We start from the raw sequence: 16,456 nt of genomic DNA, 5'->3' as shown, positions 1-16,456 counted from the left end.
TGTCTCTCCTCAGGCGCCTGATTATCGACGCCGACTGTCAATGGTTTAGCTCTGCAAGACGCGCGCCATAGATTGATCGTTGTCTTCGGCGGTTTTCATCATCTTGACGGACAATTCGAAATTCTTGGACAAGGTCATCACTGCGGTCATCTCTTCAACGGCGTTAACGTTGCTCGCCTGAAGGAAGCCGGACTCGACCTGAACGTTGGCATCGACGGCAGGCGCCGAGCCATCCTTGGTGTGCATCAGGCCATCGGGGCCCTTTTCCATGTTCTTGACATCGGGATTGACCAGCTTGAGGCGGTCGATCTGAGCCATGACCTGCGGACTTTCACCCAAGGAGCGGACACTGATCGTGCCGTCGGCACCGATCTCGATCTGCTGCTGGGGCGGCACGGCAATCGGCCCGCCATTGCCCAAGACCGGCAAACCATTGCCAGCCCGCAACACGCCAAGGCTGTCGATGTTCATACCGGCGGAGCGGGTATAGGCTTCTTTGCCGTCAGGTGTCTGCACGGCAATCCAGCCATCGCCCTTGACGGCAACGTCAAGTTCCCGACCGGTCTGGACCATGGCACCGCCGGAGAAGTCGGTACCGGGACGTTCGCTCATGGCATAGGCGCGCGAAGGATTGACCTCGCCGAAAACCGGCATCGAGCGAGCCTGCTCCAGGTCGCGCATGAAGCCATTGGTCGAGACGTTTGCCAGGTTGTTGGCATGGGCCTTTTGCGCAACGGCGTTTTCAGACGCCCCGCTCATCGCCACGTAAATCAACTTGTCCACAGTAGTCCTCCTCCGACAGACGCTTGCCGCCTGTAGCTGTTCTATACAGGGCAAAGCAATATTTGAACCAACTTGTCGAGCTTGATACAAAAGCTTCAATCCCCAGCATTGACGGGCTCGCGCCGTCGCCTGAAAAAACCGCGCGCAAAACCCGCTCGCAGGAGCGCCAAAAAAACTGCATGGCGATGCCGGACCGATACTTGCAGGGACTCATGGCAGATAACCGCTTTCAGGAACGTCAATGTCTCGCCTTATTGCCCTTCTCAGCCTGAGCCTTGCCCTGGGCACCGCCATTGCCGCACCGGCCTATTACTACCGCTGGCAGGGCGACAGCCGGATTGTCTGCGCCCAGACCAGCCCGGGGCCGGGCTGGACCCGCTTGCACGGGGCGTTCGTCAAATCGGATTGCTCGGTTTAGGCGTAGATAGCGCAGACGGTTGGCGGGTTCTGCCTGTGGGACCGGCTTCTGCCGGGAAAGCGTAGGCATGAACGATGCTTTTCCAGCGCCTGTCATTGTGTCTTCCCGGCTGAAGCCGGTCCCACAAGGCCATTTACAACCCCGTAACTAGACCGACTGAAGCAAGGTCTGCATCACCGTCGCCTCGGTCGACACCGCCTTGGAGTTGGCCTGGAACGCCATCTGCGCCTGGATCAGCTCGATCAATTGCCCCGGCAAGTCGACATTGGAGCCCTCCAGTGACCCCGCTACCACACCGCCCAGCATCCCCGACTTGGGCGTATCAGTGGTGGCAGCGCCCGAGGCGTAGGTCTCGCGCCAACGCGTACCGTCCAGTGGCTGCAAGCCCTGCACATTGGCAAAGTTGGCGAGCAGCACTTGCCCGACATTGCGATACAAGCCATTGCTGAAGGCCGCCCGCAGCATGCCGTCATCGTCGACTTTCAGGCCGTTGAGACTCCCCGCCGCATAGCCGTCGACCTGCGGCGATGCACGATTGTTCTTGTTGTTGTACTGGGTCAAGCGGGTCAGATCGATGGTCAGGCCGTCCGCACTGGCCTGGGCGCCGTTGGCCACCCACTTCTGATTCTGGGAACCGGGATTGTCTACCTTGGCCGGTATCCAGCCATGGAGCGTCAGCTTCTTGTCCTCAACCAGCATGCCGTCGCTGGCGAGGAGCGTGCGCAGGGAACCGTCGCTATCAAACAGCATGCTCGCGGTCATCGGGTCGGTACGTTCCGGATCAAGGGGATTACGCCCGTTGACCAACATATGCAGGTTCCAACTGTTGACGCCGTCCTTGACGAAATAGTGACTCAGCTGATGCCTGTTGCCCTGGCCGTCGTAGATGTCACTGGAAAAGGTTTCGTTATAGGAGTCGGTGTGAGCCGGGTTGAAGGTACGGACCATCCGGGAAATCACCGGATCCCCATCATCAACGCCCAGAATGGCGCCATCACTCAGCTCCAGGGGAATTAACGCGGCTCCCGCCGCCGGACCGGCGACCCAGGTGTGATTGACTTCCATAGCCGGCTTCCAGCCATCCACCGTGAATTCGCGGGCCGTGGTTTTCTTGACGTGGGCGATATCTCCGGCCAGCAACATCTGATTGCCGGGGTGATGACTGACCGTGACCGTCAGCGGCTCACTGGAAGCAGGGTCGACGGGATTGCGTCCATCGATCAGGGTACGCAGTGCCCACTGCCCAGACCCGACGTGGGTAAAGTAGTTTTGCAGTTCGTGCTCGACACCCTCGCCATCGACGACCTTGCTGCTGAGCAGACGGCTGTATGAAGCCGGATTGGCCGGATCGAAGGCCGGACTGCCGCTATGGATTTCGTCACTCGGCTCCATCGCGTTCTTGTCACCCTCAACCAACGGCATCGCCAGGCTGCGCACTGCCGGTGTCGCGGCAGCCACCCAACTGCCATTGACTTGGGCCGCCGGCTGCCAGCCTTCCAGAGTCAACTCCGGCTTGAAACGGGTCCCCAGGCGCTTGCCATCGCCAAGCAGGGAAACACTGCCGTCGGCGTTACGGGTAATGGTCGCGGTCAACGGCGTGATCCGCTGGGGATCCGCCGGATTGCGCCCGTCAATCAGGGTATGCATCAGCCAGCGGTTATCGTCGGTCTTGACGAAGTACTGTTTGAGCTCATGTTCCGCCGGGGCAATCGCCGGCCTGGCTGCCGCTACCAGCTGCGGTACGCCATTGGCGCCAGGGCGGGTAACTTCCGGTACTGCGGCTACGCCCTGATCCATGATGCGTCGGGTAATGACTTTGGTATAGGTGGAAGTATCAGCGGGATTAAACATGGGTACGGAAGATCGTGCCGACTGGGCCGCATTCAGATTGATCGTTTCCTTGATCATGGAAGTTGCCTTCGGCGCCATATCACCCGTATCAATATATAAGTCGCTGCGTATACCGCGAATGACATCGCCCTGGGCATTGACGGTATAACCTTGCAGGCGATGCCCGTCACCGTCGACCACATAACCCTGATTATCCCGGACAAAAGCGCCCGCCCGGCTGTAGTTGATAACGCCATTGTCGCTCAGCACAAAGAAACCGTTGCCCTGGATACGCATATCCAGTGGCCGCCCGGCCGTGGAGATAGCCGTTCCCGAGGAAAAGTCCTGGGAGACATTGGCCAGCCGCACGCCGTCGCCTGTGGCCTGGCCGCCACCCAGATGGGACGAGGCATAGACCGCCGCAAACTCGGCCCTGGACGACTTGTAACCAATTGTACCGACGTTGGCAATGTTATTACCGGCCACTTCCAGACGCTTTTGCGCAGCCTGTAATCCACCCAAGGGAATATTGAATGACATGAACACTCCTGAGCCGTATTAAACGGCACTTCCATTGATGCGATCATTTGATTACCCTCTCGACAGACTGAATTGGAAACATCCATTCAGAACCAATAAAGAGAAGGCGACTTTTATTCTCGCAGCATTGAAAGTAGGAATTTTCTATATATAGAGTGGGATATATCTATAAATTTTCAATTTATAAAACACTTATCAAACACTTCAATACCCTCAAACTCAGGATCGAGTAGGAGGCGGCTTTACAGCCGCCGTCCTCTCACACCACCGTACGTACGGTTCCGTATACGGCGGTTCAAGTTATGCGGCTAAACCGGTTTATCGTATCCAGTACCGAGACTAACCCAAGTTGATCCCATAGCCTCTTCGGCAACGCCTGATTCATATGAGATGCTCCCGAGCTCCACCATGGGCCTCGGCCATTGAAGGCTGATTTGCAGGCACGAGCTTCGCTAAGCCCCAGGCGCATCAAGTTACGCGCCCTCGTTGAGGGCCGCTTCCATTGACGCCAAAGGACGCAGCGGAGCTTGCGCCGCACCCAGCCGTCAATTTCCTCAAGTGGCCGTTTGCTCTGACTGAGCTTGAAGTAGCCTGACCACCCGCGCAGCACAGGGTTTATACGTCCGATGACATTCGCCATCTTGTGGCCCCGTGCCCCGCGCAGCAGCTCCATGAGCCGGTCGCGCAAGCGAGCCAAACTCATCGTTGCCACTCTCAATCTCGGCTGCTGATGCCAGCTCATCCCATAGCCCAAGTAATCACAGAACCACGGACGTGCCACACGGCTCTTTTCCCGATTCAGCGTCAGTTTTAGGCGCTGATTCAGGAAGCGCTCAACACCGGCCAACACTCGCTCGCCCGCACGACGAGTGCGCACATAAATGTTCGTATCGTCGGCATACCTCACGAAACGATGTCCCCGTCGTTCCAGCTCGCGGTCGAGTTCGTTAAGCAGGATGTTCGACAGCAACGGCGAGAGCGGGCCGCCTTGCGGCGTCCCCTCCTGTCGTCGGCTGACGATCCCGCTCGACATCGCTCCGGCTTCGAGGTAACGACGGATCAGTCTAAGCACGCGCTTGTCTTCGACGTGACGCTCTATCTTGTCCATCAATACGTCGTGGTTTACTCGATCAAAGAACTTTTCAAGATCAAGTTCCACACACCAGCGGTTGCCCGCTCCTACGTGGTCACGGGCCTTTTCGATGGCTTGATGAGCGCTTCTACCCGGACGAAAGCCGTAGCTATAGTCCGAGAACAGAGGATCGAAGATCGGCGTGAGCTGTTGCAGCAGTGCCTGCTGGATCAGGCGATCCACGACGCTGGGAATACCCAGTTGTCGTGTTCCGCCTTTGGGTTTGGGGATGTCAACGGCGCGTACACCCTGCGGGTGATACTCGCCGACCAGCAACCGAGCCTTGAGGATCGGCCAATACTGTTTCACGTAGCCCGCCAATTGCTCGACCGTCATGCCATCGGTACCCGGCGAGCCCTTGTTGCTGACCACGCGTTGATAAGCACGCCTAAGGTTAGCGGGTGCAAGCACCCGTTCCATCAGCGTGTCCGGCTCCGCGTTCGTCCACGTCACAGACGCCGCCGATACCTGTGCGCTGTCAGCCGTCATCCTCGGATACTGTCCCGGACTCGGAGTAACAGTCTTCTCTGGGAGAAATTTCTGCATTTCGGTATTCAACGAGACTTTGACGCCTACTGGCGGCATACCTTGTTCGGCCCTTGGTGACGGGGTTATTCGCCACTTACTACGGCCTCGGCTGACTTCTGCACGCTCATCCCGTCGCCTCTCGACGCTCGGTAGCACAGTGGCAAACGCGCAGATCTCCCAGGGTAATTCGCGCGACCTTCCTGCTTATGCCTGTCGGATCTACGTCACAGCGTTCCGTGCAAGTATCGGGCTTTGGGAAAATACGCCCCCTTACCCCGCTGTGCCGCCTCATCCGCTTCCTGTTCGTCAGGCCAGCATTTTGCCTCGGGCTTCCTTCAGATTCGCAGTCACCCGCGACACCCTTGCCTCTGGCTAACACTTCCCCTTGCCGGGTGTGTAGAGGACTTTCACCTCCCAGTCACCAGCATGGCCACCACAGCCAAACTGGTTGCGCTACGCGCAACGCGCCATGCCTGGCGCACGCAAAAAAAAGCCCCTTCGAAAAGGGGCTTTTTCAGCAGCTCGACGCTTACACTTAGCCAACCATCTGGATAGTGGTCTGCATGACAGTGCTTTCAGTCGAAATGGTTTTCGCATTCGCCTGGTAGTTACTTTGCGCCTTAATCAGGTTGACCAGTTCACTGGTCAGGTCGACGTTGGAATCTTCCAGTGCCTGACCCTGAACATAACCCAGAGTACCGCTGGTCGGTGCGCCGCTGACCGGCACACCGGAAGCGAAGGTTTCACGCCAGTTGGTACCACCAGCCGGGGACAGGCCCTGGACGTTGGCGAAGTTGGTCAGGGACACCTGGCCGATCACCTTGGACTGACCGTTGGTGTAGGTGGCGAACAGGTTACCGGTCTGGTCAACACTCATGTTGCTGATCTGGCCGGTGGCGTAGCCGTTCTGACTCTGGCTGATCAGGCCGGTTTTCGACGCGGTCTGACTGGTAGCAATCATGTCCAGTTTGATACCGGTAGTGCCGTTGGAATCCGCACCGTTCTTGACCCAGGTAGCGGTAGTGCCAGTACCCTGCTGCACGCCGGGTACCCAGCCGGTCAACTGGAAGGTGCCGTCGGTATTGAGCTTGAGATTGGTCGAGTCGGTCGGCTTGCCGGTACCTGTGGTGATCAGGTTGCCCGAAGAGTCGAACGTCAAGGTGTTTTTATCCGGCACTGGCGGGCTCACAGTCGGGTCAGCGATGCCACGACCGTCAACCAGGGAATACATGTCCCAAGTATTGGTGCCGGTTTTCACGAAGTACTGATCCAGGGTGTGGGCGTTGCCCTGAGTGTCATAGATCGGGGTGCTGTACTTGGTGTTGTAGCTGGTCGTCACCGTCGGGTCGAACGTGGTGATCACCGGAAGCGCTTCCGTCGAGTTCAGGTTGGACTTGTTGGTGATCTGGGTAGTGGTCTGCGGCGCCTGGTTCGACGAGTCGACACGCAAGTTGCTCAGGGCACCCACTACGACGTTGCCGTTGGCGTCAACGTTGTAGCCTTGCAGGTTATCGCCAGCACTGTTGACGACATAGCCGTCCTTGTCAGTGTGGAAGGCACCGGAACGGGTGTACAGCTTCTCGCCGTTGTTGCTCAGCATGAAGAAACCGTTGCCCTGGATCGCCAGGTCGAGGCTGTTGGCGGTGCCGGTGGTCAGGGAACCCTGAGTGAACTGCTGGGCCACGGCGGCAACGGTTACGCCGCTACCAACGTTGGTGTTGCCGGAAGTACCGCGAATGGATTGCGCGTACTGGTCGGCGAACTCGACACGGGAGGCCTTGAAGCCGGTGGTCGCGACGTTGGCAATGTTGTTGCCGGTAACGTCCAGAGCCTTGTTTGCTGCGAAGAGCCCGCTAAGACCGATATTGTAAGACATGTATCACTCCTCTGCCGTCGAGCCGGCTCTAGATTCCGATGGTTTGGACTTGAGACAGGGCAATGCTGGTGCCGCCCGCCAGGTTGAGAGTCATGCTGCCGCCGTTGGTCGCGGTGGTAACACTGTTGACGGTGGCTGGCAGGTAAGTCACCAGACCCGTGCCCGCACCATTGATAGTGCCGTTGGCCACGAAGCTGTAGTTGCCCGCTGCCAGGGTGTTGCCGGCGCTGTCTTTGCCATCCCAGGTGAACGAGGTGGTACCGGCTTTCTGCGGGCCCAGGTCGATGGTGTCGACCAGCGTGCCCGTCGAATCGCTGACCTTGATGGTGGTCGCGGTGGTGGTATCCGGAATGACGACCGAACCGTTCATTTCCTTGGTCGGATCGACATAGGTCGCGCCGGCATTGACGATCACCGAACGGCCAACCAGAGAAGAAGCCTGCAGAGCCTGGGACGACTGATAGCTGGTGGAGATCGAGTCCACGGAAGACGTCAGGTTCTGCATGCTTTCCAGGCTGCTGAACTGCGCCAACTGGGACACGAACGCAGTGTTGTCCTGAGGGCTCAAGGGGTCCTGGTTACGCAACTGGGTCGTGAGCAACTGCAGGAACGCGTCTTTGCCCAAGGTGGAGCTGCTTGAGTTAGGAACGGTCGGCGTCGGGTTCTGCAGTGCGGTGATGAACGCATTGCTGGTTACATCGCTAGTGGTAGTCATTTATTGCGCCCCTTGTTACTGACCCAGAGTCAGTACTTTCTGCATCATTGTCTTGGCGGTATTCATAATGTCCGCGTTGGTCTGGAACGAACGGCTGGCGGAAATCATGTCAGCCATTTCCTGAACCACGTTGACGTTCGGGTAGTAGACGTAACCGTTCTTGTCCGCTGCCGGATGGTTGGGCTCGTAACGTGCTTCCAGGTTCGATGGATCTTCGACGATGCCGGAAACCGATACGCCCTGCCCCGCTTCACCCTGGTCCTGGAACAGCGAGGTGCCGCCGGCACTCTGGCTCTGCTGGAACACGGTGGCGAACACCGGGTGCCGGGCACGGTAGGTGGTATCCATGCTCGAGGACACGGTTTCGGCGTTGGCGATGTTACTGGCGGTGGTGTTCAGACGGGTGGTCTGGGCACTCATGCCGCTGCCGGCGATATTGAAAACATTGGCTAGAGACATGAATTACTCCCCGCGCAGGGCTGCTACCAGCCCTTTGAATTTGCTGTTGAGCAAGGTGAAGCTGGCCTGGAACCCGACAGAGTTCTGTGCGTAGTTGGCCTGCTCGACCTGAGCGTCAACGGTGTTCTGGTCCAGGGACGGCTGCGACGGCGTGCGATACAGCAGAGTGCCATCGCCTTCACTATCGACGTTTTCCGCTTCGATGTGGCGACTGTTGGTGGTGGCCAAGGAGAAAGTGCCGTTCTGGCTCTTTTCGCTCTGGGCGGCCAGCACCGAAGAGAAATCCAGATCGCGGGCCTTGTAGTTCGGCGTGTCAGCGTTGGTGATGTTGTTGGCCAACACCTCGGCACGCTGCGCGCGGAAGCTCAATGCCTTCTCGTGGATACCCAGTGCTTTATCGAAGTTGATGCTCATGTCGGGAAACCTTTGCCGGCTGACCTGATTGACGTACCAGATATATAGCAATCGGCGTGCCAAATCCCCTCAGGCCTGTATTCAAAGGATTTTTCCTACGTCGGCGGGCGGCAATGCCAGAAAAGCGGCAAGTGATTTCCGCCTGATAACGGCAAAGCGGCAAGGGTGGCGTCGTTTTTCTGCCAGGGGCCTTGCCGTAGATTCCAGTAGCAGGATGAGCGTAGGACCGGCTTTAGCCGGGAAGGCGATGTTTTGATACCGCCATAGCGCCTGACGTATTGCCTTCCCGGCTAAAGCCGGTCCCACCTGACGCAACTAAAGTCTGCCCATAAAAAAAGAGACCCTGAGGTCTCTTCCTTGCACATCCACACGTATCACTTGGCCTGATAGATGATACCGGGGCTGCATTGCACCATCTGATAATGAGTCGGCAAACCGTTCAGGGCTTCCGATGCCCCGAGAAACAGATAACCGCCCGGTTTCAGGGTGCTGTGGATACGCATAAGGATGTCTTTCTTCACTTCGGCCGAAAAATAGATCAGCACGTTGCGACAGAAGACGATATCGAACTTGCCCAGGCTCGCGTAGCTGTCCAGCAGATTGAACGAGCGAAACTCGACGCGACTTTTGATCGGCGCCTTGATTGCCCAACGCCCCGGCGACTTGACGTCGAAGTAGCGCTGCAATCGCTCCGGCGACAGGCCGCGGGCAATCGCCAGGCTGTCGTACTCACCTGCCTTGCAGTTGGTGAGCATGGTGCCGGACAAGTCCGTGGCGACAATCTGCACGCCCGACCTGAGCGCACTGGGATTGCTGCGCTCGAACTCATCGATCGACATCGACAACGAGTACGGCTCCTGCCCCGAGGAACATGCAGCCGACCAGATGCGCAACCGCTGGCCGGGGCTTGCCTTGATCATCTCGGGAAGCACCTTGTTCTTGAGCACCTCAAACGGATAGGTATCACGAAACCACAGGGTTTCGTTGGTTGTCATCGCATCCACCACCTGCTCGCGCAAACCACTGCGCGGCTGGGTCTGGATACGCTGGACCAACTCGCCCAGGGACTTGATACCCTGCTGCTCCATCAGCTTGTTGAGACGGCTGGAGACCAGGTACTGCTTGTTTTCACCGAGCAAGATGCCACAGGCTTTTTCCAGGAAACCCCGGAACTGTTCGAAATCCAAATTAGCCGTAGACAAAGATGCCGCCTCTCAAATCATGTGAACCACCAGGAGCGACGCCCCTAGCTGATATCTGCCGCCTTGATCCGGTCGATGACCCTGGCCGCAAGGTCATCGGGCCGGAACTTGGCCAGAAAGTCATCAGCACCGACCTTCTTGACCATCGCCTGGTTGAAAACGCCAGACAAAGAAGTATGCAGGATGATATGTAGCTTTTGCATACGGGGATCATTTCGAATCTCCGCAGTGAGGGTATAGCCATCCATCTCCGGCATTTCAATGTCGGAGATCATCATCAGGAATTCTTCTTCCGGTTTTTTCCCCTCAGCCACCATCTGTTTCAGGTAATCCAGGGCCTGGCGCCCGTCATTCAGCGCCGTAACTTCGACACCGACGGTTTCCAGGCAACGGCTGACCTGCTTGCGCGCCACCGACGAGTCATCGACCGTCAGGACCCGCAGGGAAACGGCCTTGTGTTGCGTTTCGGCGTCGATCACACCGACGGAAATGGACTCCGACATGGGCGCCACTTCAGCCAGAATCTTCTCGACATCGATGATTTCCACCAACTGGTTATCGACCCGGGTCACTGCCGTAAGATAGTGATCGCGGCCGGTGCCCTTGGGTGGTGGATGAATCTCTTCCCAGTTCATGTTGACGATGCGTTCTACTGAATGCACCAGAAAACCCTGAACCTTGGTGTTGTACTCGGTAATGATTACAAACGCGTTGTCGAGCTGCGTCTGCCCCGGCAAGCCGGTCGCCATTGCCAGGTCGAGGATCGGAATCGTGCCGCCGCGAATGTTCGCAACGCCCCGTACCACCCGATTGGATTTAGGCATGATGGTAAGTTTGGGGCATTGCAGCACCTCTTTTACCTTGAACACGTTAATCCCATACAACTGCTTGCCGTCCAGACGGAAAAGCAGCAGCTCAAGGCGATTCTGCCCCACCAGCTGAGTGCGCTGGTTCACCGAATCCATTACACCCGCCATTGCGCACTCCTTCATCCAAAGCGACCAACCACCGTTGCGCCAAACCGGGCAAACGGCACGGGCCTTGCTTTTTATACGTCATGAACGCGAAAACGACAATTTCCCGACACAGCACTTTTGAAAAATGCCGCTTATTTTGCGTCATCGTGGCCTTGTGCCTGTTCAGCCTCGACAGCCATGGCCAGACATACACCGCCACCTTGCCTGAACAGCTTATCGGCGTCACGCAGGGGTTTCTTGAATTCACTGTGGAAGACTATTTGGCGACCAATCAAATTGATGGACGCTATCAGATCGAAGTCAACACCCTTGATCCGCGTCTGCGCATGCCCGGATGCGACAAGGATTTGACAGCCACCCTGGAAAGCCCGAAACCCGTGGGCCGGGTCACGGTCAGGGTACGCTGCGAAGGCGCAGGCCCCTGGACAGTCTTTGTACCTGCCCAGGTTCATCTGTTTCGCAACGTCGTCGTCACCGTACGGCCGCTCAAGCGCTTGGCGATCATCAGCGAAGAAGACGTTGCCATCCGCGAACGGGATATCGGCCAACTGGGCCAGGGTTTCCTGCCATCGCTGGACCAGGCGGTCGGGCAGAAATTACTCCGACCAACGGTCGTCGATCAGGTATTGGCGCCCAACTTCGTCGAGCAACCGGAGATGGTGCACAAGGGCGATCAGGTGGTGATTACCGCCCGCAGCGGCAGCCTGTCCGTGCGCATGCCGGGGGAAGCCTTGTCCGACGGCGGTTTCAACGAACAGATACGGGTAAAGAACCTCAATTCGCAAAGGGTGATAAAAGCCAACGTAACTGGCCCAGGCCAAGTGGAAGTCGCCATGTAAATCACTCGGAGACTGGCGTACAACCCACGTTTTTCCTAGACTGGGAACCTGATCCGGTCTTGCGCAGTCCATTTGAAACGGATTTCGCATCTAGCCTAAAGTTTTTTCTGGGTTGGTCGAAAACATGGCAAGCGTCCAATTACCCAGAGGTTTTCATCATGGTCATCGACTTCAGTCGTTTGAATAACGCTCCATCCGTTGGAGGCACCACACGCACCAGCAGCGGCAAAGAAACCGGCAAGATCGATACGCAGGCAACAGGCAGCGCATCGAGTGAACAGGTCAGCGGCAGCGGTGAATCCGTTCACTTCAGCAGCGAGGCCCAAAAATTGCAGAAGGTTACTGACACCCTGCGCGATCTGCCTACCGTCAACAGCAGCCGTGTGGCTGAGTTGAAACAGGCTATCGCCGACGGCAGCTATAAAGTCGACAGCAACCGCGTCGCCAGCAAGCTGCTCAATTTCGAAGCTCAGCAATAGCCCGAAAAGCTTGCGCTGGAATTATGGACGCTTAAAAACCAGAGCATGCGATGCAAGACACTACTTTGCTTCAACTGATCACTGACGATATCGTCCCGGCACAGCAGCTGCTGGGCCTGCTCCAGGCTGAAACACTGGTCCTGCACGGCCGCGATATGTTCGAAATGGAAAATATCCTGGCGCAGAAGCAGGCGCTGGTGATCGTCCTCGACCAGCATGGCCGCAAGCGCAGCCAGTTGCTGGCCAGCATGGGCCTGCCCCAGAACCGTAATGGTCTGGTCGCACTCGCCGCCCAGTCCTCTATCGGTGAGCAATTGATTGCCGCAGGCGATGAGTTAAGCGATCTGCTCGCTCAATGCCAGACAGCCAATGAGAACAATGGCAATCTGATCCAGCTGCAACAAATCAGCACTGCCCACCAACTCAGGATTCTGACCGGCGAAACACCTACGCTGTATGACAGCCGTGGGTCGACTGCTGGCAGATCGAAACCACGCCCGTTAAGCCAGGCGTAACTTCCTGTATCAAGGCGTCGTGCATACTGGCAAAATGCCTGCTATTGCGTTGCTGTCGTATTTTGCCTGGAGATGGAAAAAAGTGAATGGCTCAAGCGCGGAAGATGCTCCGCAGCCCCCAAAGGTTCTCACCACTCCTTTGGAAATTGCCGCTAACCTGCGGCAGCTACTCGAAAGTCATGATCCGCTGATCATTACTTTTCATGAGCGTTCCCAGCGCTTTCAAAGCTATGTCATTGAGGTCGACCGCGACACCAATGTGCTTGCGCTCGATGAAATGATCCCCCGTGACGGCGAGCGCTACCTGGCTGCCGGTGAACCCTTCAAGGTCGAAGGCTTCCACGACGGCGTGCGCATCGCCTGGGAATGCAGCGAACAGATGGAAATCGTCGACAGCGACAGCCAGCGCTTCTATCGCGGCACGCTTCCCGAAGAAATCGTCTACCACCAGCGTCGCAATGCCTTCCGCGCTGCGTTGAAGCTGGCGCAACTGGTCAGCATCCAGATGGATGGCGACAAGCTCAAGAAGCCGCTGCCCGGCAAGCTCCTGGATATTTCGGCAACCGGCGCCAAGCTGCGTTTCGATGGTGACCTGTCGGAAAGCATGCAATTGGGCCAGGTTTACGAGCGCTTCCTCGCCAAGCTGCCATTCGGCAACATGACCGCACCGGTCGAACTGCGTTACCTGCACTTCGAAGAGCGCTTCAACACCACCTTCGCCGGTGTGCGCTTCCACAACATGAGCGGGCTGGTGCAGCGTCAGGTTGAACGTTTCGTGTACCAGTTGCAGCGTGAAGCGCGTCGCTTCGATAAAGACGACGACTTCTGATCCACGCGCCAACAAAAAAGGGCTGCCCATTGGGCAGCCCTTTTTCTGCTCTCGGCCCCTCGCAGGACCGGCTTCAGCCGGGAGGGAGCCCTCGCGGCTGAAGCCGCCCCTACAGGTATGCGAAATAGCGTCAGACCACTTTCTCGGTCTCGGCCACAGGCTCCGCCACTTCCGGCTCGGCAACAGGCTCGACCGTATTCTGCATCTGATCCTGCACCACCTTCTCATCGACCCGCGGATCAAGCGCCACGACCAGTGGTGACGCGCACATGCTATCCGGCATGGCTACGTGATGCAGCGGTGCATCCTCGACCTGATGCAGGTTGGTGACCGCTTTCGGGCGGATCCGCCAGACCAGCATCAGCGCCACGAACGCGTCGAAGGCATACAGCATATTGCTGCCGAACGACTTCATCATGACACCGGTAAGCAGCGGACCGATGCTGGCGCCGATGCCATAAGTCATCAGCAGCATGGCCGTCAGGGAGACCCGGCGCTCGCCTTCGATATGGTCGTTGGAGAATGCCACGGCCAATGGATACAGGCCGAACAACAGCAACGACGCGGTAAAGCCCAGAACAAACATCACCTCAAGCGGCAAATGCGGAATGATCGCCAGCGGCAACACCGCAACGAACAGCACACCGGCAAAGCCGCGGATCAACTTGGCCCGGTCGTAACGGTCCGACAACCGCCCCAGCGGCCCCTGCACCAGCAGCCCGGCCAGAATGCAGCAACCCATGAACCAGCCAATTTCTTCGGTGGACAGCCCCTGCTGCTGCGCATACAGCGGCGCCAGGCCGTAGAACGAACCGAGCATGGAGCCGGCGCACAGCACGGTGGTCAGGGATTGCGGCACCCGCTTCATGAAGAAGCGCGGTTCAAGCGGTGCCGGATGCATGGGCGCCGGGTGAATGCTGCGGGTCATGGCCACTGGCACCAGACACAGGGCGAAACACAGGGCAACCAGCATCAGCAATTCCAGGCCCAGATGTGGATGAACCACCAGAATCAGCTGGCCCAGCACCAGCCCCAGGTACGAGGCGATCATATAGCCGCTGAACACTGTACCGCGCTGCTTGGCATCGGCCTGCTCATTGAGCCAGCTCTCGATCACCATGTACTGGCACATCATCCCCAGGCCGACGATCACACGCAGGAACAGCCAGGCCGGCAGCCAGTCGATCAGACCGTGACCCAGCACGGCGGCACTGACGATACCGGCACAGGTGGCGTAGGCACGAATATGCCCGACCCGACCGATCAGGCGGTGGCCGATCTTGCCGCCCAGCACCAGGCCGAAATAGTTGGCCGCCATCAAGCCACCGACCCATAGCCCATCGACATGATCGGCCGCCAGGCGCAGGGCCAGGTAGGTACTCAACAAGCCTGAGCCGATCAACATCATCAGCGAGGCGAAATACAGCGCGCGAAAGGACTTCCAGATTTGACGCATGGACTTTCCAATATAAGAGGCCCTCTTGAGACGGCCTCCAGACAGCGGTTTTTTAAGCCTGAGCAGCCAGTACGCGGCGTTCCCAGGGGGTAATTTCGTCAAAGAAACTGGTCAGTTCCATGACTTTAGAAGCAATGTAGCCTTCGACAAACTCGGCGCCGAACAATTCTCGGGCCAATTGACTGCGCTTCAGACGCTCCAGAGCGTCGTGCAAGGTACATGGCAGCGACAATTCATCGGGCACGGTGAAATCGCCCTGAATCGGCGGCGTCGGTGCAAGCTCCTGCTCGATGCCATACAGCCCCGCCGCCAGGCTGGCAGCGATGGCCAGGTAAGGGTTGGCGTCAGCGCCGGGCAGGCGATTCTCGACACGCCGGGCTATCGGCGCACTGGCCGGGATCCTTAGGCCCGCCGAGCGGTTATCGTACGACCAACAGGCATTGTTCGGCGACGCAAAGGGATGACACAGACGCTGATAGGAATTGACGTTCGGCGCAAACAACGCTGTGAACTGCGCCATGCACGCCTGCTGACCGGCAATGAATTGATGAAACAGTGCCGTGGGCGAACCATCTGCGGCGCTGAACACATTGCGCCCACTGGTCGAATCGACCACGCTCTGATGGATATGCATCGAGCTGCCCGGGGTGTGCGCCAAAGGTTTGGCCATACACACTACGGTCAGACCATGCTTGAGCGCTACCTCCTTGAGCAGGTGCTTGAACAGGAAGGTCTGGTCGGCCAACGACAAAGGGTCGCCATGCAACAGATTGATCTCGAACTGGCTGACGCCCATCTCGTGCATGAAGGTGTCACGGGGCAGCTCAAGCGCCGCCATGCAGGCATAGACCTCCTGGAAGAACGGACGCAGCCCGTTGTTCGAGCTGATACTGAATGCCGATTGGCCGTCCTCGCGACGCCCATCCAGGCCAATGGGCGGCTGGAATGGCTGACGCGGATCGGGATTGGGCGCAAAGACAAAGAACTCCAGTTCCGTGGCCACCACTGGCGACAGGCCACGCGCGGCATACCGGGCAATGATGTTTTTCAACAGAACGCGGGTCGACAGCGGCGAACCGCCACCACTGAGCTCCTCGGTATCGCAGATGGCCAGGGCCCGGGGCTGCTCGCTCCAGGGCAGGCGGTGGATCTGCCGGGGGTCGGCGACCATCGCTACATCACCGTCATCACTGCCGTAGAACCGCGACGGTGGATAACCGCCCATGATGCACTGCAGCAGGACCCCGCGCGCCAGCTGCAATCGTCGCCCCTCGAGAAATCCTTCGGCAGTCATGACCTTGCCCCGTGGCACGCCATTCAAATCCGGGGTAACGCATTCAATTTCAGCAACGCCAGCCAGGCGTTGAGCAAGTGAATTGTGGCCATCGCTGGTCATGACGCAGATCCTTGAGGGTTAGACAGGCCGCTCGGCGGCAAGGTGTACAAAATACGCAGCAGCCGTTC

The 16,456-nt window shown here is 58.1% G+C and carries 16 protein-coding genes; 5 read left to right on the top strand and 11 right to left on the bottom strand.

The window, feature by feature from the left end; all coding sequences use genetic code 11:
• Positions 1-45 precede the first annotated feature (45 nt).
• Positions 46-783: a flagellar basal body rod protein FlgF gene (locus AC1Z24_RS09100; protein ID WP_483745358.1), complete on the bottom strand. Its 738-nt coding sequence runs from the start codon at positions 781-783 to the stop codon at positions 46-48.
• A 241-nt stretch (positions 784-1,024) separates the two neighbouring features.
• On the opposite strand from AC1Z24_RS09100, the gene AC1Z24_RS09095 reads away from it, so the two are divergent.
• Positions 1,025-1,201, top strand: coding sequence for a hypothetical protein (locus tag AC1Z24_RS09095; protein WP_483745357.1), 177 nt, complete (start codon positions 1,025-1,027; stop codon positions 1,199-1,201).
• A 147-nt stretch (positions 1,202-1,348) separates the two neighbouring features.
• Here the strand turns inward: AC1Z24_RS09095 and AC1Z24_RS09090 are convergent, their stop codons facing one another.
• The 8 genes from AC1Z24_RS09090 to AC1Z24_RS09055 all read right to left on the bottom strand — a co-directional run bounded on the left by AC1Z24_RS09090 (position 1,349) and on the right by AC1Z24_RS09055 (position 10,874).
• Positions 1,349-3,571 (bottom strand): flagellar hook-basal body complex protein, encoded by a 2,223-nt coding sequence (locus AC1Z24_RS09090; protein WP_483745356.1) that lies wholly within the window; start codon positions 3,569-3,571, stop codon positions 1,349-1,351.
• A gap of 295 nt (positions 3,572-3,866) precedes the next feature.
• Positions 3,867-5,288: a group II intron reverse transcriptase/maturase gene (gene ltrA / locus AC1Z24_RS09085; RefSeq protein ID WP_483743767.1), complete on the bottom strand. Its 1,422-nt coding sequence runs from the start codon at positions 5,286-5,288 to the stop codon at positions 3,867-3,869.
• 478 nt (positions 5,289-5,766) lie between these two features.
• Positions 5,767-7,107 (bottom strand): flagellar hook protein FlgE, encoded by a 1,341-nt coding sequence (gene flgE, locus AC1Z24_RS09080; RefSeq protein ID WP_483745355.1) that lies wholly within the window; start codon positions 7,105-7,107, stop codon positions 5,767-5,769.
• Between the two features lie 28 nt (positions 7,108-7,135).
• On the bottom strand, positions 7,136-7,822 hold the full coding sequence (locus tag AC1Z24_RS09075) for a flagellar hook assembly protein FlgD (RefSeq protein WP_483745354.1): 687 nt from the start codon (positions 7,820-7,822) through the stop codon (positions 7,136-7,138).
• Between the two features lie 15 nt (positions 7,823-7,837).
• A complete protein-coding gene (flgC, locus tag AC1Z24_RS09070; RefSeq protein WP_259105521.1) occupies positions 7,838-8,281 on the bottom strand; it encodes a flagellar basal body rod protein FlgC in 444 nt (147 codons plus the stop codon).
• A gap of 3 nt (positions 8,282-8,284) precedes the next feature.
• Positions 8,285-8,695, bottom strand: a complete 411-nt coding sequence (gene flgB / locus AC1Z24_RS09065) for a flagellar basal body rod protein FlgB (protein WP_259105523.1) — start codon at positions 8,693-8,695, stop codon at positions 8,285-8,287.
• Between the two features lie 374 nt (positions 8,696-9,069).
• Positions 9,070-9,897, bottom strand: a complete 828-nt coding sequence (gene cheR / locus AC1Z24_RS09060; protein ID WP_483745353.1) for a protein-glutamate O-methyltransferase CheR — start codon at positions 9,895-9,897, stop codon at positions 9,070-9,072.
• 44 nt (positions 9,898-9,941) lie between these two features.
• Positions 9,942-10,874 (bottom strand): chemotaxis protein CheV, encoded by a 933-nt coding sequence (locus AC1Z24_RS09055; RefSeq protein ID WP_483745352.1) that lies wholly within the window; start codon positions 10,872-10,874, stop codon positions 9,942-9,944.
• A gap of 80 nt (positions 10,875-10,954) precedes the next feature.
• On the opposite strand from AC1Z24_RS09055, the gene flgA reads away from it, so the two are divergent.
• From flgA to AC1Z24_RS09035, 4 genes are all read left to right on the top strand, one after another.
• Entirely contained in the window at positions 10,955-11,713 is a 759-nt protein-coding gene (gene flgA, locus AC1Z24_RS09050; RefSeq protein ID WP_483745351.1) for a flagellar basal body P-ring formation chaperone FlgA, read from the top strand.
• A 158-nt stretch (positions 11,714-11,871) separates the two neighbouring features.
• Complete coding sequence (flgM, locus tag AC1Z24_RS09045; RefSeq protein ID WP_483746578.1) at positions 11,872-12,192, top strand: flagellar biosynthesis anti-sigma factor FlgM; 321 nt, start codon at positions 11,872-11,874, stop codon at positions 12,190-12,192.
• A gap of 50 nt (positions 12,193-12,242) precedes the next feature.
• The gene (locus AC1Z24_RS09040; protein WP_483745350.1) at positions 12,243-12,707 is read left to right on the top strand and encodes a flagella synthesis protein FlgN; all 465 of its coding nucleotides are present in this window, start codon (positions 12,243-12,245) and stop codon (positions 12,705-12,707) included.
• A gap of 82 nt (positions 12,708-12,789) precedes the next feature.
• Positions 12,790-13,536 carry a flagellar brake protein gene (locus AC1Z24_RS09035; RefSeq protein WP_259105532.1) on the top strand — a complete coding sequence of 249 codons (747 nt, stop codon included), beginning with the start codon at positions 12,790-12,792 and terminating at the stop codon, positions 13,534-13,536.
• 130 nt (positions 13,537-13,666) lie between these two features.
• Here AC1Z24_RS09035 and AC1Z24_RS09030 read toward each other — a convergent pair whose 3' ends face one another.
• Together AC1Z24_RS09030 and AC1Z24_RS09025 are read right to left on the bottom strand one after the other, a co-directional pair.
• Entirely contained in the window at positions 13,667-14,992 is a 1,326-nt protein-coding gene (locus AC1Z24_RS09030) for an MFS transporter (protein WP_483745349.1), read from the bottom strand.
• A gap of 52 nt (positions 14,993-15,044) precedes the next feature.
• Positions 15,045-16,286 carry a glutamine synthetase family protein gene (locus AC1Z24_RS09025; protein ID WP_483746577.1) on the bottom strand — a complete coding sequence of 414 codons (1,242 nt, stop codon included), beginning with the start codon at positions 16,284-16,286 and terminating at the stop codon, positions 15,045-15,047.
• Positions 16,287-16,456 lie beyond the last annotated feature (170 nt).

This window comes from Pseudomonas sp. JL23 (assembly GCF_056933585.1).
The sequence above is the reverse complement of the archived record's forward strand: the minus strand, read 5'-3'. Positions and strand labels throughout refer to the sequence as shown.

What these genes read in the sequence shown, in the direction of transcription:
- AC1Z24_RS09055 (WP_483745352.1), bottom strand. Translation starts at nt 10,874, where the DNA reads ATGGCGGGTGTAATGGATTCGGTGAACCAGCGCACTCAGCTGGTGGGG.
- AC1Z24_RS09095 (WP_483745357.1), top strand. Translation starts at nt 1,025, where the DNA reads ATGTCTCGCCTTATTGCCCTTCTCAGCCTGAGCCTTGCCCTGGGCACC.
- AC1Z24_RS09030 (WP_483745349.1), bottom strand. Translation starts at nt 14,992, where the DNA reads ATGCGTCAAATCTGGAAGTCCTTTCGCGCGCTGTATTTCGCCTCGCTG.
- flgC (WP_259105521.1), bottom strand. Translation starts at nt 8,281, where the DNA reads ATGTCTCTAGCCAATGTTTTCAATATCGCCGGCAGCGGCATGAGTGCC.
- AC1Z24_RS09090 (WP_483745356.1), bottom strand. Translation starts at nt 3,571, where the DNA reads ATGTCATTCAATATTCCCTTGGGTGGATTACAGGCTGCGCAAAAGCGT.
- AC1Z24_RS09075 (WP_483745354.1), bottom strand. Translation starts at nt 7,822, where the DNA reads ATGACTACCACTAGCGATGTAACCAGCAATGCGTTCATCACCGCACTG.
- flgA (WP_483745351.1), top strand. Translation starts at nt 10,955, where the DNA reads ATGAACGCGAAAACGACAATTTCCCGACACAGCACTTTTGAAAAATGC.
- AC1Z24_RS09025 (WP_483746577.1), bottom strand. Translation starts at nt 16,286, where the DNA reads ATGACTGCCGAAGGATTTCTCGAGGGGCGACGATTGCAGCTGGCGCGC.
- AC1Z24_RS09040 (WP_483745350.1), top strand. Translation starts at nt 12,243, where the DNA reads ATGCAAGACACTACTTTGCTTCAACTGATCACTGACGATATCGTCCCG.
- ltrA (WP_483743767.1), bottom strand. Translation starts at nt 5,288, where the DNA reads ATGCCGCCAGTAGGCGTCAAAGTCTCGTTGAATACCGAAATGCAGAAA.
- flgB (WP_259105523.1), bottom strand. Translation starts at nt 8,695, where the DNA reads ATGAGCATCAACTTCGATAAAGCACTGGGTATCCACGAGAAGGCATTG.
- flgE (WP_483745355.1), bottom strand. Translation starts at nt 7,107, where the DNA reads ATGTCTTACAATATCGGTCTTAGCGGGCTCTTCGCAGCAAACAAGGCT.
- flgM (WP_483746578.1), top strand. Translation starts at nt 11,872, where the DNA reads ATGGTCATCGACTTCAGTCGTTTGAATAACGCTCCATCCGTTGGAGGC.